The organism is Paenibacillus oryzisoli, from assembly GCF_050467285.1.
Lineage (GTDB): Bacteria > Bacillota > Bacilli > Paenibacillales > NBRC-103111 > Paenibacillus_E > Paenibacillus_E oryzisoli_A.
In genome coordinates this window covers 69,073-84,978 of the sequence record NZ_JBCMUN010000002.1, presented here as the reverse complement: position 1 = coordinate 84,978, position 15,906 = coordinate 69,073, and the positions used below count along the sequence as shown (strand labels likewise).

14 protein-coding genes are annotated in these 15,906 nt (G+C 47.0%); 4 read left to right on the top strand and 10 right to left on the bottom strand.

Translation table 11 applies throughout. From position 1 onward, the window contains the following. Positions 1-13: 13 nt before the first annotated feature. From ehuA to ABE504_RS04095, 6 genes are all read right to left on the bottom strand, one after another. Positions 14-832 carry an ectoine/hydroxyectoine ABC transporter ATP-binding protein EhuA gene (gene ehuA / locus ABE504_RS04120; protein ID WP_430084899.1) on the bottom strand — a complete coding sequence of 273 codons (819 nt, stop codon included), beginning with the start codon at positions 830-832 and terminating at the stop codon, positions 14-16. Between the two features lie 11 nt (positions 833-843). Further along, positions 844-1,503 carry an ectoine/hydroxyectoine ABC transporter permease subunit EhuD gene (gene ehuD / locus ABE504_RS04115; protein WP_430084896.1) on the bottom strand — a complete coding sequence of 220 codons (660 nt, stop codon included), beginning with the start codon at positions 1,501-1,503 and terminating at the stop codon, positions 844-846. Continuing rightward, a complete protein-coding gene (gene ehuC, locus ABE504_RS04110; RefSeq protein ID WP_430084984.1) occupies positions 1,504-2,163 on the bottom strand; it encodes an ectoine/hydroxyectoine ABC transporter permease subunit EhuC in 660 nt (219 codons plus the stop codon). A 7-nt stretch (positions 2,164-2,170) separates the two neighbouring features. Further along, a complete protein-coding gene (gene ehuB / locus ABE504_RS04105) occupies positions 2,171-3,073 on the bottom strand; it encodes an ectoine/hydroxyectoine ABC transporter substrate-binding protein EhuB (protein WP_430084893.1) in 903 nt (300 codons plus the stop codon). A gap of 260 nt (positions 3,074-3,333) precedes the next feature. Then, a complete protein-coding gene (locus ABE504_RS04100) occupies positions 3,334-4,866 on the bottom strand; it encodes a glycine betaine uptake BCCT transporter (RefSeq protein WP_430084890.1) in 1,533 nt (510 codons plus the stop codon). A gap of 125 nt (positions 4,867-4,991) precedes the next feature. Next, entirely contained in the window at positions 4,992-5,900 is a 909-nt protein-coding gene (locus tag ABE504_RS04095) for a hypothetical protein (RefSeq protein ID WP_430084887.1), read from the bottom strand. A gap of 53 nt (positions 5,901-5,953) precedes the next feature. Between ABE504_RS04095 and ABE504_RS04090 the strand changes: the two genes are divergently transcribed. From ABE504_RS04090 to ABE504_RS04075, 4 genes are all read left to right on the top strand, one after another. Continuing rightward, complete coding sequence (locus tag ABE504_RS04090) at positions 5,954-7,234, top strand: sodium:proton antiporter (RefSeq protein WP_430084884.1); 1,281 nt, start codon at positions 5,954-5,956, stop codon at positions 7,232-7,234. A 22-nt stretch (positions 7,235-7,256) separates the two neighbouring features. After that, on the top strand, positions 7,257-7,535 hold the full coding sequence (locus ABE504_RS04085) for a hypothetical protein (RefSeq protein ID WP_430084882.1): 279 nt from the start codon (positions 7,257-7,259) through the stop codon (positions 7,533-7,535). A gap of 19 nt (positions 7,536-7,554) precedes the next feature. Then, positions 7,555-8,736 (top strand): cation:proton antiporter, encoded by a 1,182-nt coding sequence (locus tag ABE504_RS04080; protein ID WP_430084880.1) that lies wholly within the window; start codon positions 7,555-7,557, stop codon positions 8,734-8,736. Between the two features lie 170 nt (positions 8,737-8,906). Beyond that, positions 8,907-11,174, top strand: a complete 2,268-nt coding sequence (locus ABE504_RS04075; protein ID WP_430084877.1) for a helix-turn-helix domain-containing protein — start codon at positions 8,907-8,909, stop codon at positions 11,172-11,174. Between the two features lie 63 nt (positions 11,175-11,237). On the opposite strand, the gene ABE504_RS04070 is transcribed toward ABE504_RS04075, so the two are convergent. The 4 genes from ABE504_RS04070 to ABE504_RS04055 are packed head-to-tail and all read right to left on the bottom strand — an operon-like array spanning position 11,238 to position 15,680. After that, positions 11,238-12,281 (bottom strand): glycoside hydrolase family 88/105 protein, encoded by a 1,044-nt coding sequence (locus tag ABE504_RS04070; protein ID WP_430084874.1) that lies wholly within the window; start codon positions 12,279-12,281, stop codon positions 11,238-11,240. A gap of 27 nt (positions 12,282-12,308) precedes the next feature. Beyond that, positions 12,309-13,820: an extracellular solute-binding protein gene (locus ABE504_RS04065; protein ID WP_430084872.1), complete on the bottom strand. Its 1,512-nt coding sequence runs from the start codon at positions 13,818-13,820 to the stop codon at positions 12,309-12,311. 36 nt (positions 13,821-13,856) lie between these two features. Further along, positions 13,857-14,738 (bottom strand): carbohydrate ABC transporter permease, encoded by an 882-nt coding sequence (locus ABE504_RS04060; RefSeq protein ID WP_430084869.1) that lies wholly within the window; start codon positions 14,736-14,738, stop codon positions 13,857-13,859. Between the two features lie 18 nt (positions 14,739-14,756). Continuing rightward, positions 14,757-15,680 (bottom strand): ABC transporter permease, encoded by a 924-nt coding sequence (locus ABE504_RS04055; protein WP_430084981.1) that lies wholly within the window; start codon positions 15,678-15,680, stop codon positions 14,757-14,759. Between the last annotated feature and the right edge of the window lie 226 nt (positions 15,681-15,906).

The following is a 15,906-nucleotide window of genomic DNA, read 5'->3' as shown; positions in this document are numbered from 1 at the left end:
CAACCTCCTCCTTCTATTCAACGGATGTCGAGGCTTGCTGCATGCCCCCCATGTACCATGTTTGACGAAACCGACTTAGAAACGATTGCAATCTTGCACTTTGAGGGTTCTCAAAAATCTGCTCCGGCGTTCCTTCCTCGACGATCATTCCACCATCCGTGAACAGAATGCGATCGGCAATTTCTCTTGCAAAATCCATTTCATGTGTAATCAGCATCATTGCCATGTCGCCTCGAGCTGCGAGGTCTTTTATGACGTGCAGCACCTCTCCCACGAGTTCCGGATCCAGTGCAGAGGTGGCTTCATCGAAGAGCATCATCCGGGGCTGCATCACAACGGCTCGGGCAATAGCTACCCGCTGCTTCTGTCCGCCCGATAAGCGCGAGGGGTACTCGTGAATTTTATCCGCCAAGCCCACTTTCTCCAACATGTCGATGGCGCGCGCTTCTGCCTCAGCACGTTCCATCCCTTGTACGTGGATAGGCGCCTCCGTTACGTTTCGTAATATGGTCATGTGGGGAAAAAGATTAAAATGCTGAAAAACCATCCCGATTTTTCCGCGCAAGGTTTGCAAATGCTTCTCCGTTGCAGGCACCAGCCTGCCTCCGACTTCTTGGTGCCACAGCATGTCACCCTCCACCTCGATCGTGCCGCCTGTCGGATGTTCGAGCGTCATCAGCATCCTTGCCAACGTTGTTTTACCGGAGCCGCTTGGCCCGATAACGGCAACTTTTTCGCCTGGGTAGATATCGAGGTCTATCTGCTTCAGCACTTCTACATCACCGTATGATTTGCTTACATTTCGATAGCTCACTAAAGGCCTTTTTTCCATGCGATCACCCCCTATCCTTTCATTGTGGGGAAACGTTTCTCCATGTTCTTAATCAGAAGCGAAGACGGATAGCTGAGCAGCAGAAACAAGAGTCCAACAAGCGTAAAAGCTTCGATATACCGAAAGGACCCGGAACCGATCGACTTCGCAGTCTGAAGCAGCTCCACTAATGTAATCGCGGAAAGAATCGGCGTTTCCTTGAACATCGTAATTAAATAATTCCCCATTACGGGAATAATAGGCGTGATGGCTTGCGGGAGAATGATCGCGATCCAGGTTCGTCTCCCGTTCAAGTTCAAGGCTTTGGCCGCTTCCCATTGCCCCTTTGGTACAGCTTCTATCCCCGAGCGATAGACTTCAGACATGTACGTGCTGTAGTGCACGCCAAGCCCAAGGACACCTGTTACGAAAGGCGATAAAGCTACGCCATAAAGAGGCAGCACATAGAAGAGCACAAATAGTTGAACAAGCAGCGGTGTACAGCGTACAAATTCAATTCCCGCCTGTGTTATTTGGGACACAACCTTATTTCTGGATCTGCGGGCTAGAGCCAATGGAAGTCCTACTATACAGGCTGTGAGAAACCCTAGAAGCGTAACACCAATTGTAATCGGCAGCACTTTGACTAAGTCTGGTAAAATGGTATACGCATAGTGCCAATCCCATTTCATCTAGTAACGCCCCCTAGCTGATCTTCGCTCCAAAACGCGAAGCAAGAGCGTCAAGGAATAGGATAATAAGAAATACAAAATCAGCATCATTAAGAAGATTTCAGCGGTCTTCGAGCTATCGAACGTGCGCAGCACCATTCCCTGATAGGTTAAATCCGTAAGCGTAATTAAGTAGACGAGCGAGGTGCCCTTGAGCAGTTCGATCTGCAAATTGCCGAATGAGGGCAACATAATCGGGATTGCCTGAGGAAGCACGATTCGCATCATGCTCAGCTTTGTCCCCATATTCAGAGCCGTGGCTGCTTCATATTGGCCTTTAGGAACGGCAAGAATGGAGCTTCTTACCACTTCGGAACCGTAGGCTCCATAGTTTAATCCGAGTGCCAGTACAGCCACAACCATCGCAGTAATTTGGATATTCAGCAGCATGGGAAGCGCAAAATAGAGCCAAAAAAGTTGAACGAGCAGTGAAGTCCCGCGGAATACTTCCACATAAATCGTTGCAATCAGACGTACATATTTCCGTTTGGATAAGCGCAGCAACCCTACTGCAAACGAAATGATTGCGGATAAAACAATTGCAAACAACGTAATTTCCAGCGTTACCATAGCCCCCTTTAGCAATAAAGGGAGATAGTGAAAAGCTTCTGACCACTTCATCATGTGACTAACCCGACGCGAGCTGATCCGCTGTCATTTCTCCGGGCAGTTCTTGTTCGGTAAATCCAAACGGCTTCAAAATCTCTAAAAGTTGACCTGACTTTCTCAGCTTATCCAGTTCTTCGTTAAATGCTTCCTTGAACGAGGTATCCTCCTTGCGGAAGGCTGCCGCGCCGTAGCCTTTCACGCTTTTGCCATCGATCTCAGGTTGTTTGAAGTCCGTTACCCGTTCGATTTGATCGTCCTTCGAGGACACCAGCATCGCCTGGAGGGATGGTCCCGTCATGGTAACGGCATCTACACGTCCGGCCTGCAAGGCTGAAATGGCCGAGGGCTGATCCGGAACCGTCACGATTTGATCTTTAGCTACACCTGATTTTAGCAAATAATCATTTTCGATCGCTCCCACCATGACAGCAATCTTACTTTTCTTGTTTGAAGCAATATCTGCATAGCTATGTAAGTTTTGTGGATTTCCTTTTTTAACGGCTATCGCTTCACCGATGCTATACTCTGGGTTCGCAAATGCCACTTCTTTGCTGCGTTCCGGGTTAACGAACATGCCGGCCGTTATGATATCAAATCGCTTTGCTTTTAGGCCTGGTATGAGCGATCCGAACTCTGTCAGAACACCATTCATTTCATTGATTCCCAAATTTTTAAGTATGACTCTCGCTACTTCTACGGCTTCACCTGTCAATTTTCCGTCTGGTGTGGCATAGGCATATGGATTTTCATTTGCAAATCCTACGGTAATAAAGCCTTGCTTCTTGGCTTTCTCCAGCGTGCTCTCCTGCGTCGTTGGCTTTTCTTCGTTTGCGGTTGTCGGGCTGTCTGTGGTTTGAGCAGAACAACCTACAACCACGAGTACCAACAGCAAGCTTAGCGAATACGAAAACAACTTTTTCATTCGTGAACTCCTTTTTCAATGTTTTCGGGGCCCCATGTAAAATTGTAACATGATCCGCTTTGTATCACATCCCGCGATAGATGGACTCAGCGCCCTTCAGCCCTACTCAGCCTCCATGAGCCTAGATAAGCGGATATATGCTAGAAAAAACTCCCATATCCCTTAAAATGCTTCTATATACGGCCTATTCATTAGCCCCCGAAATAAGAAAGAAGAGTCCTGTGTAGACTCTCCTTTCATTTCTTATGCCGAAAAAGTGTCTACTTCGCTTCACTTTCCCGTAATAACTCGTCTATTTTCCTCAAGCGTTTCTGTTCTTTACTTCGCAAGTTCTTCTCATCCTCTCTAAGGGACACGATTAACGATACGCACATGCCAATAATGATAACGGCAAACGGGACTGCCGCCACAATAGAGGCCGTTTGCAAGCCGCTTAAACCGCCGCTCATGAGAAGTACAACGGCAATGGCTGACTGCAAGATTCCCCAGACAATTTTCACCCTGTTAGACGGATTCGGATTTCCTTTCGTAGAGAGCATGCCAAGGACAAAAGTGGCTGAATCCGCAGAGGTCACGAAAAATGTAAGAATCAATAGTGTGGCAATAAAAGCAATCACACGGCCAATAGGCAGTTGTTCCAGTGTAAGAAATAAAGCGGTGGTAACATCCTTGTCTGCTGCGGCTGCGATTGGATAATGGTCAAATAACTCCAAGTGCAGCCCTGTACCTCCAAATACGGAAAACCAAATAAAGCTGAATAAACTGGGAACCAGGAGAACGCCTAAAACAAACTCCTTGATTGTTCTTCCTTTCGATACACGGGCAATAAAAGTGCCGACAAAAGGTCCCCAAGCGATCCACCACGCCCAGTAAAATAACGTCCAGACGCCTACCCAGGTTCCTTGTGTAAATGGGGTCATTCTTAAGCTCATATAAATCAGATTTTGCAAATATCCGCCTAATGTTGAAGTAAACAGATCTAAGATAAAGGAAGTTGGACCAACCACCAGAACGAATGTCATCAGCAGCACGGCAATAATTAAATTGGTGTTGCTCAATATTCGAATGCCTTTATCCAGTCCCGTTGTTGCAGAGAGAAGAAATAACACCGTAACGACGGCAATAATGATGACCTGAACGGAAGAATTGATCGTAATCCCAAACATATGGTTGAGTCCGCCATTAATTTGGAGCGCCCCTAAGCCAAGGGAGGTTGCAACGCCAAAAGCTGTAGCAATAATCGCAAGTGTATCGATTGCGCCTCCAACCCACCCCTCTGAGACTTTGCCAAGTATGGGCGAAAAAACCGCGCTAATAAGCCCCTTTTTCCCTTTACGGAATTGAAAGTAAGCTAGCGCCAGAGAAATGATCGTATAAATGGCCCAAGGATGAATTCCCCAGTGAAAAAATGAGTAACGCATGGCCAATCTTGCAGCTTCTGTAGAAGCCCCTGCTGCGCCTTCAGGCGGTGAAAGATAGTGCGATAAGGGTTCCGCTACACCCCAAAAAACAAGGCCGATCCCCATACCTGCACTAAATAGCATGGCAAACCAGGACGCAGTTGAATATTCGGGCTCATCATCGTCCTGCCCAAGCTTAATTCGACCGTATTTGCTAAAGGCAAGATAGAAGGCAAGGACCAAGAAGCTAAACGTTGAAATTAAAAAGAACCATCCAAAATTATTGATTGAAAAATCAAAAAGCGAAGTCGCCGTTGAAGCCAGTTTCTCAGGAGCAATGGCCCCCCAAAGAACAAAAATCAGAATAATGCCAATTGAAATATACAGTACCATGCCCTCAACCTTCCTTACCTTCATTTCTATTTAACCTTTACCTATAAAAGGAAAACAATGCATAAAAAAGCCACTTCAAGATCATTTCATCTCAAAGTGGCCAAGCCCCCCTTTCATCGGGAAAGCTATTCAATTACTTTTCCGGTCATGGAATGAACCGTCACTGCAACTGGGCGGTTCTCTTTTTCGAATGTAATTTTATGTACGAGGGGTACACCATTTCTATCCGGCAAATAACACGAATCCATACCAAGAACTGCACTCCCTTTTAACGATGAATCGTAGGCTAGTGCTGCTCTCTTAGCCTCTTCAAGGGTAACAGCCGCATACATCGGCCTTCTTAATCGTTTCATTTCTAGTCCGGTGTGCAGCGCACCCTCGATTCGTTGAATGACGCCGCGAGAATCTATCTCCACAGCTATTTGTTCACCGCATACAGGTTTTCCATATAATAGTCGCTGCAGATATAATGTAGTACCATTAAGATCAGGCACAACCGCAAGAATGCGTAGGTCCTCTTTTACATTTTTCAAGTCATACAGAAGTTTAATTTTTTCAAAATATTCATAGGTAATCCATCCTGGAGAATGGCGGGACGGTTTGGTTAAGTTGCCTTCAATTAATTCAGGTGTCAGTGTAACCGCACTCCACCTCACAGAAACTGAATTCTGACTTTCTTTTCGAAGCTTATCGAGCAGGGTCTGTATTTTTTTGGAATCGCCAGGGCCTTCAGAAGTTTGTGTGAATAAAGAAAGTGATATCAAAAGAGACAGACACATCTTTGAAGCAAGCATGTAAAATGCCCCTCCCCACAAGAAATTCTCATCTTCTTCAGTATCACCTAATTTCATGAAATTATCACTTATTTCCATTCGATCACTCACATGATAAATAACGCCGGTCATTGCGCAATTTTTTTGCCCCAATGTCTTTACTTCCCCTGCCCTCGCCTGTATAGTAAAAACTGAATTCACATATCGCATGTTCCGGAGGAGTCTGTCAAAGCAGGCTTCTTTTTGTCTTTTTTTGGACATAGAGATGGGCTTCTCTGGAAATCCTATGCAAACCACTACTCAAGGGAGGCGCTATGGAACATCAAGCTTACTGGGCAATCGGCATCTTTGTGCTCATCTATGGCATTATTATTTCTGAAAAAATTCATCGCACGATCATCGCGATGATCGGGGCGGTTCTCATGGTCGCCTTCGGTATCGTCAGTCAGGAAACGGCGCTGCATCATATCGACTTTAACACACTTGGCCTGCTTATCGGTATGATGATCATTGTTGGCATTACCGCCGAAACCGGACTGTTCAAGTATGTCGCCTTGAAAGCCGCCAAGCTGGCGAAAGGAAAGCCCAGCCGCATCCTGATCGCACTCGTTGTGATTACAGCCGTCTGCTCGGCGTTTCTCGACAATGTCACCACCGTCCTGCTCATGGTGCCTGTTACGCTGAGCATCACCAGACAGCTCCGCGTACATCCGTTTCCGTTCCTATTCACACAGATTATCGCTTCCAACGCAGGGGGAACGGCAACGCTAATCGGCGATCCACCCAATATTATGATCGGAAGTTCTGTGGAAGATCTAACTTTTATGGCATTCATCGATAATCTGGCGCCAATCGTGCTCATCATTATGTTGGTCTACATTCCAATCTTTCTCCTGCTCTTCGGAAAACAAATTCGCTCTACACCTGAACTGCAGATAAGCATCCTGAATATGGATGAGAACGCTATGCTCACGGACCGCAAGCTGCTGTGGAAGTGTCTGGTTGTGCTCGGTCTAACGATTGCCGGCTTCTTTCTACACCAGAGCATCCACCTGGAGTCCGCGACTGTGGCGCTGGCTGGCGCTTTCCTGCTCCTCCTTCTAACAGGAGAGCGCATGCTGGAGCCTGCGCTGCACAGTATCGAATGGCCGACCATTTTCTTCTTCGTCGGATTGTTCGTGCTCGTCTCTGGGCTGGTAGAGACCGGAGTCATCGCCAAGCTAGCCGCCAAAGCAATCGAACTGACTGGAGGCAATGAGATCGCAACCTCCATGCTCATCCTGTGGCTGAGCGCCATCGCCTCCGCGTTCCTGGACAACATTCCGTTCGTCGCAACCATGATTCCGATGATTCACGAGATGGGCAACATGGGGGTAAGCAATCTGGAGCCCCTCTGGTGGAGCCTCTCACTAGGAGCGTGCCTTGGCGGCAACGGCACGCTGATCGGCGCCAGCGCCAACCTGATTGTAGCAGGGTTGTCCGGCAAAGAAGGATACCCGATTTCTTTTATGAAATATTTGAAATTCGGTCTACCGTTAATGTTGCTCTCGATCGTTTTGTCCAGCTTGTATATTTATGTGCGTTACCTTATTTAAATTTTAGACGGAGGTGCTTGTTATGCTATCTTACACATTTGATGCAAGTCTGCTTACCATTCAAGAATCACCAAACGGCGACGACATCGAATTCCGGATTCATGTCCTGGGCGGAGATGCCGTTGATCGCCAAGTCAAGGCGGTACAGCACGATTTCGAGCACAATCATGTGCTTACCGACGTCCTATTCTATGCTTTCAAAAATCACGACTACCAGTTTATCGTACGCAAGGACTTCTACGACGACTTTCTGCTCTCACTGATGAAGCATCAGTTGCTGACCAGCCTGGCTTGGACATAAAAATGCCTAGGAGGTTCCCATGATCCACTACTGGCTTGTGCTGACAGCGATTGCGGTAGCGATAGCTTACATCGCCCACCTGATCAAGCAACCCTATCCAACACTGCTGGTCGTTGCGGGCTTGGTGCTGGGCGTCGCTCCGATTCCCGCTTTGCACAATATTAAAGAGTACGTCGCTTCCGATCACGTCTTTCAGACAACGGTTATTCTGATTTTTCTCTCCGCACTAATTGGGGACGCCGCCCTTAAGCTGCACTTCCACGAAGTAAAAGAGAATAAGCGTTCCATTTTGCTGCTTTCGCTGCTCGGCACACTGCTTACCTTCCTTCTGGTGACGGTGCTCTGCCAACTGCTGCTTGGCCTTTCCTTGCAGAAGGCGCTCGTCTTCGGCGCCTTGATGGCCGCTACAGACCCGGTGTCGGTGCTCAGCATTTTCAAATCGCTCGGCCTGAACAAGCGGCTTTCCGTCATCGTTGAAGGCGAGAGTCTTGCGAACGATGGCGTCGCAGTCGTCCTGTTCAAAATCGCCCTGGTAACCACGGCACTAAGCGTATCCGGCGTAACAAGCGGCGCGTTGTCGTTCCTGAAAGTGATCGTCTTTGGCATCGCGATCGGGCTAATCGGCGGCTATCTTGCTTCCCGCATTACATCGCGTATTGACAATTACCTCGTCGAAATCGGACTGTCCATCGTATTATTCTACGGCGTATTCGAAATTGCCGAATTGTTCCATCTCTCCGGCGTCATCGCAGTTGTCTTTGCCGGCCTTATTCTCGGCACCTACGGCAAAAACGTCGGAATGTCCGATACGACATTGGAAAAAATGGACTCCTTCTGGGAGGTCATCGCCTTCCTCGCCAATGCCATTATCTTCCTAATGGTCGGTCTTGAGATTTCCAATATCAACTTTGCCGACAAATGGCTGGAGATTGGCAGTAGTATCCTGATCGTGCTCGCAGCGAGGTTTATCGCGGTTTACGCAAGTCTGACCATGGATCGTTCCATCCCCCAAGCATGGAAGCCGATTATCGCCTGGGGCGGGCTAAAGGGTTCCTTATCGATCGCCTTGGTTCTTAGCATCAGTCCCTCCTTCGAAGGACGAGACCTGCTGCTGGCAATGACATTCAGCAATGTCGTATTCTCCCTGCTGGTGCAAGGTACGACCCTAAGCAAACTGGTAAAAGTATTGAAAGTCAAATAAGCAATCCCCGGGCAGTGAGAAGCCCGGGGATTTTTCATGCCTGCTATTCGGGTAAGAAAGTACAGCGCGACTCCATCAACACTTTTGATAAGCGTATAAGGACAATCCTCATTTTTTGCTATATAATTAAACAATTGACAAGTAGTCTGAAAGATCTTTTGGGAGGCATTATGAAACTTCGTTCCCGCTCATATTTACTAAAATTAATGTTGTTTTCCATCATTATCGGTACGATCCCCGTATTGCTCCTAGGCGCTTTCGCCTATTACAATTCATCCCAAACCGTGCAGGATAAAGTAAACGAGGGGAATAAACAGCTGCTGCTGCAAATGCAAATGCGCGTCGAACAGACGCTCAGAATGATCGATAATTCGGCAACACAGCTGCTGCAATCCCCTACGGTCACAGGGGCATTCAAACGAGACATTTCCAAAAATGATTTTGAAATGGTGCATGAGCTGTATAAAGGAATCGCGCAAATTCAGACCTATGAGCTTGGCATCAAAGATGTGTATCTCTATAGTTTGAATAATAAATGGATCGTCTCCAGCACCGGTGTCAATGAATACAGCTCGCCGGCATTTCGTCCGCAGCTTGAAGCGTTTTCCCAATCGGCACTGGGATCCTTCTGGACACGAGAAACCGCGACACAACCTAATGCGCTCCAAAATGTGTACTTTGTTAAAAAATATCCGTTTAACGCCGTTACGCCGGAAGGCATCATCTGTGTGGTTCTCTCTTCCGATGTGATGAAGCAGTTTATTTCCGATCAAAGCAGCAAGCTCGGCAGCACCTTTATCCTGGATCAAAATCTGGATGTGATTGACCATCTGGATCGCAGTCAATTAGGCAAGAGCATGGCCGGCCAATCCCATTTGCAGCCGTTAATCGAGTCCAACCAAACCTTCGGTCAATATGCGTCTAAGCTGGGGGGAGAAAAGGTAACCGTTACGTACCGGAAGTCCTCTTATAACGGATGGAGCTATATCTCTGTCGCGTCCAACAAGCAAATGAACGCCCAGAATACGATTATTGGCTGGATGACCCTGCTGGTCAGCATCGGCATCATGATTGTGACCTTTGTTGTCGCTTGGTTCGGGTCTAAGAAAATGTACAGTCCGATCCAATCCATTTATACCGCGCTTAATGATGTTCCAGCCGCAGCAAGCGAAGGCAAGCCAGCCGGTGAGCTGAATGTGATCGGTGAACGTGTGGATTTTCTCATTCGGAATCAGTCTCTGATCATGAACGAATTGAAGGGCCAGCAAAGCCAGCTGAAAGAATTTTTCATGCATAAATTGTTCGGCGGCGGCATGCGACCATCCGATTTTGAGGAAAAATTAGGCCTGTACGGGGTGGAAAGCCCGTGGCCTTCCATGTGCGTGCTCGCCATTCAAATTGATACGCTGTCTGATACCCGCTTCAATGAGACGGATCGTGAATTGCTCATGTTTGCTGTCAATAATATCGTGGGAGACCTTGTGCTCCATGAGCAGCGGCTCGTTCCGATCGTCTTCTCCGATTACCAGGTCACCTTGATCGGTGCTTCGAGCGAAGGCACAGCATTTAAAGAGTATATTTTCAATCTCTCCGATGAGATTCAGCACGCCATTGCCCAGTACCTTGAGGTGAACGTGAGCATCGGGATCAGCCGTACCTTCACGACGTTCATCGATGCGCCTCAGGCCCTTCATGAAGCGATGACCTCGCTGAAGTATCGGGTCGGACTCGGGGAGGCTTCGATTCTGTTTATTGAGGATCTGCAGCCTCAGCAAGGCAATCTCAGCATGTTCCCACAGGAAAAAGAACAAGCATTGTTGGATGCGATCCGCGGTGCGAATCTTGATCAGTCAGAGACAGCCTTGATGCAATTGATTGGTGCGCTGTTCGAGCCGCCGAATCAGCATCAAGACTACCATCTATCCTTACTCAGACTGCTGGTAGATCTGCTTCGATTCGGGCAAGAATTGTCTGTGAGTCTAGAACATTCTGCCAACGATGAAGCCGCGTTAATCCAGTCGCTGTTCAAGCTGCGTAACGTGCAAGAGATGGAGCAATGGTTTATGGGCACGTTCGTCTTGCCTTATATCCAAGCGCTCAGCAGTCGCCGCGACTCCCAATTCAAGCAGATTTCAGATGCAATTATCGATATGATTAAGCGCGAATTCGATTCCGATCTAACGTTGGAAAACTGCTCTGCGCGCATTAATTATCACCCGCATTATGTTAGTCGTGTGTTCCGGCAAGAAACCGGCATTAACTTCGGCGAATTTCTAACCCAGTATCGCATCGACATGGCCAAGAAATGGTTAAAGGAATCGGATATGAAAGTTGCTGAAATTGCCGAGAAATTGCAGTACAATAACGCTGCCAACTTTATTCGCTCTTTCCGCAAATTTGAGGGCATGACGCCTGGACAATATCGGGATGAAGGATAGACAAGAAAAGCGTGGGTTCATGGAAGCTGTCAGCTCCATCACCCACGCTTTTCATTTTTAAATTCAACAAGCGTTTCCGAACAAGCCCTTCTGCGCGTTCAGTACGGCAGCAAGGAACGCTAGTGCAAGTCCTTGTCCCCAGCCTTGAATCCGTTTGTCGGGAACGTTCCGATACCCTTCTGCATCGTCCATGACGGCAGTGCCTGCCGAGACCCCCGTTACTGTTCCGTCTTCCGTAATACGAGCCAGAATACCTTCGATCGATGGCTGCAGATACTTGTTGTACAATCGGCCTCTTGATAATAAAGCCGTCGCTATACCCGCAGAACCAGACGTTTCGAGCGGCGAGGCGGCATCATCAACAATCGTGTGCCACAGCCCTGATTCGTCCTGGAGCCTGACGAGGGAGCTCAGTTGGTCCCGAAGCGAGCCATCGATAATCATAAACGACGGATGCGTGACGGGAACAAGCTCAAGCGCTCTGGCCATCGTCAGCGCCGCCCATGCATTGCCGCGTGCCCAGTGGACAGCGGACATGTTCGACTGTACGATATGGTCCCAGCCGTGGTAATAAAGATTTGATCTGTCATCTTGCAGAAAGCGCTCGTGGCCATGATACTGCCTGAGCCCATCCTCGATGTAGTCCTGACGGCCGAGATGACTGCCGACCCGGAGCAGGAAATATCCAGCCATAAACATCGTATCTACCCATGCTTGCTCAGGAAAATTGTATGATTCCGAGTTGACGGTATGCTGGAAAATGCCATCGGCAAACCGCACCGCATCCTTCTGCAGGTACTCCGCCATTTCCATGGCAATCGTCAAATATTTCTGATCCTGCGTGGCTTGAAATAAGGTTAGCAGGGCATGACCGATCGAGACGGCATTAACGGAAAGCTTAGGCAGCCCCTCCTCGATCTGCTCGTCGATCCATGCCTGCAAGTGAGCAAGGTATTCTTTCTTCCCGGTTGCCTCATACGCTTCACATACACCATAAAACGCCACGCCCCCAGGCCAGTCCCAGCTGAAATCCATCCGGAATGTGCGCTCAACAACACGATCGATGACTGCGCGAATCTGCTGTTCATCAATTAGTAACTTTGGCATTCTTTCATTTTCCTCCATGAAAACGCCCTATTTTTTCTGATTTTTGGCATATTCAGCATTAATTTCCTCAATCACTTTGCTTCCACCGGCTTGCGTCCATTTTTCAACTGCCTGTTTCCAGCCCGCTTCATCGATAGACCCCATGATAAATTTCACAGTTGCATCTTCAATGATTTTGGAAAGCTCTTTCCCTTTTTCAACTTCCGTATTTGATATCAAAGGAGCTGCCGGGTTCGCTACCGCGATAGTCGCATTATCCTGGAATAACTTTGTAGTCAGCTTTTCAAGCTCAGTTCCATAACTAACAACTTGGTTTTGCATGACCATAAACTGGCTGCTATCATTAATTTCTGCCTTTATTTTTGGATCCGTAGTTGCCTTATAAGCTCCGTTTTCAAGTGTGTATTGTTTTCCTTCAATGCCATATTTCATTAAATTCTGTGTATCCTTTTCAGAAATACGATCAAAGTAAGTTAGGATTTGTTTAAGTTCAGCTTCCGTCTTGACACTCGTTTTGGGAATCATGTACATCCCCAGATACCCCGCTCCAGCTCGAGCTCGTTCCCCTTTTGGCCCAGAGATTCGATTTACCAAAGTGATTTTCGCATTAGGATCTATTTTTTTAATATTATCTTCGATTCCTTTTCCATCAAACATGTTATCGATCCAAAGTCCAGCCTGACCTTTGGACATTACAGCGCGACCGTCTGGAATCAGCGCAAAATCCTGGTTTATGATCTTTTCATCATATAGTTTCTTATAGAATTTAAGCGTGGTCATATAGGCATCCGTCAAATGGGCGGGAGTCAACTTTCCATCCTTTAGTTCCCACTCATTCGGCCCCCCGTTGTAAACGAGAATATCTTTAAACCCGGCAATAACACCGCCTTGCATGCCCACTGCAAGTCCAATTGTATCTTGTTTCCCATTTTTATCCGGGTCCCCTGTTGCAAATGCTTTTAAAACATTATACAACTCATCCAAATTTTTCGGCGCTTGAATGCCTAAATTCGTTAGCCAATCTTGGCGCATCATTAATCCAAAACGTGAGAGATCTCGCTCCCGATATACACCGTAAATTTTTCCATCGACTGAAATATTCTTCAGTACAATGTCAGACATTTTACTTAAATTCGGGTAATCCTTTAAATATGGGCCCACTTCCCAAAACATCCCCGTTCGGGAGGCATTAATAATGAAGGATGCTTTAGGTTCAAGGGCAACAAACGTTTTCGGGAGTTCTCCAGACGCAACTGTTGCGCTTAATTTATCCGTATAGGATGAAGAAGGCACCCAAGTAACCGCAAGTTTTGTATTTGTTTTTCCTTCGAGCTCCTTTAAAACAGAACTGTCTTGCGGCATAACTTCTGGACTATAAGAGGGGAGCATCATAGATAATTGTAGAGGTCCTTGATTACTCGCTGCAGTGTTCGTTCCTTGAGGAGCTTCCTCTTTCGCCCCACATGCGGTAATAGCCAGTGTAGCCGCAGCGAGCAATGTACCTGTCTTAACCCAAGATTGACTTTGTCGTCTTTTCATTCTAATATCCTCCCTTTATTTAACCCTATTATATCTTTACCCTTTTACCGAACCAAGCAATACCCCTTTAGCAAAATGCTTTTGCAAGAACGGGTAAACCAGTAGAATCGGAAGAGTTGATACCACGATTACCGCCATTTTTACAGATTGCTCTGGTGGTGCGACATAATCGGCCCCCATTGAAGCTGAGTCCCCAATGCCTCCTGATGCTAAAATAACGATCTGTCTGAGCAATACTTGAATAGGCCACATTTTATTGTCATTGATGTAAAGAATTGCACTAAAGAATGTATTCCAATGCCCAACCGCATAAAACAAGGAGAACGTTGCGATCGCCGGCATCGACAATGGAAGAACAATACGTAGAAAAATGCCTAAATCGTTGCACCCATCAATTTTTGCTGATTCTTCCAAGCCGTCTGGCAGTTGTTGAAAAAAGTTGCGAATAATAATCAAGTTAAATGCGCTGATCGCAGTAGGAATTAACAGGGACCAGTACGTATTGATCATCCCGAGCTGCTTCACAACCAGAAACGTCGGAATCATTCCCCCACTGAATAGCATCGTAAACACAACCATCATCAAGATTGGCTTGCGGAAATCCATATCTTTGCGGGCAAGTGGGTACGCCATCAAGCAAGTGAAGAAAATATTGATCAATGTACCTGCAACGGTGATAAAAATCGTGACCAGCAAACTTCTAACTAACGTCTGCGTGGAAAAAATGTACTTGTAGGCATCTAAACTGAACTCCGTTGGAATCAAGATAAAGCCCTTCGTTAATAATTCCTTCTGTGTGGCAAAGGAGCCGGAAATGACATAAATAAATGGGAGGACGGTCACCAACGCGAAGATCAGCAAAAGCGTCATATTAATCCCGTCGAATATTCGACTGCCCCAACTTCGTTTAATCGGCATGGCTTACAAGCTTCCTTTCTAGTAAATTCCTTCTTCCCCAAATTTCTTGGCAAAGTAGTTGGACGAGACGACGAGCACTAATCCGATAATGGATTTAAATACCCCCACGGCGGTGCTAAAGCTGTACTGGCCTTGGCTAATCCCTACCGAGTAGACATAGGTGTCAAACACGTCACCGACTTCTCGGTTCATGGCATTCAGCATGAGGAAGATCTGTTCAAACCCGGTATCCAGAAAGCTCCCCAACCGTAGAATGAGCAAAATAATGATGGTGCTGCGAATCGCCGGCAACGTAATATGCCACAATTGGCGGGCGCGGTTCGCTCCATCCATGTGAGCCGCTTCATACAGCTGTGGATCTACGCCGGACAAAGCTGCTAGGAAAATAATTGTGCCCCAGCCGGTTTCCTTCCAAATCACTTCTGAAGTAACAATTGTTCGAAACCATTCATTACTCGCAAGAAAATTAATCTTATCGCCGCCAAGCCGCACCAGCACATCATTGACAACGCCGCCTTCTGTTGTGAGAAAAATGTAGGCGATCCCCACAACAACCACCCAGGACATAAAGTGAGGAATATAGATCAGCGTTTGAACGAATCGCTTCATCACTTCAATCCGCAGCTCATTTAACATGAGTGCGATGACGATCGGCAACGGAAAGAAAAACAGAATGTTATAGCTGGCCAGGATCAAGGTGTTCCGAAACAGGACGAGAAAATTATCGTCACTGAACAATCGTTCGAAGTGCTTGAGTCCTACAAACGGGCTGTTCCAAAAGCCAAGAAACGGCTGATAGTCTTTAAATGCGATAAAAATGCCATACATCGGCCAGTACTTAAAAATGAGAAAGTACAGCAAGCCCGGAAGTACCATCAAATACAGCCATCGATTTCGTGCGAGCCTGCTCATGAATGTCGACGACCTTGCCGTCGATGACATCCTGACCCGGGCCTTCGTTGTTGTGTCCATAAACGTCCTTCCTTTCATAACCCCATGACAATTGGTTTCACTTGCAAGTTGCAGTCTTATCATAAAGGGCTAACGAAATTGCCGTCGATAGTCCCTGATTGTTCAGATTGGTGACTAAAGGGGCTTCACATATAGGCTCAAGACCGAATTGTCATTTGTTGCGACGATAGTTTTAAGTTGATATCACCCCATTTGG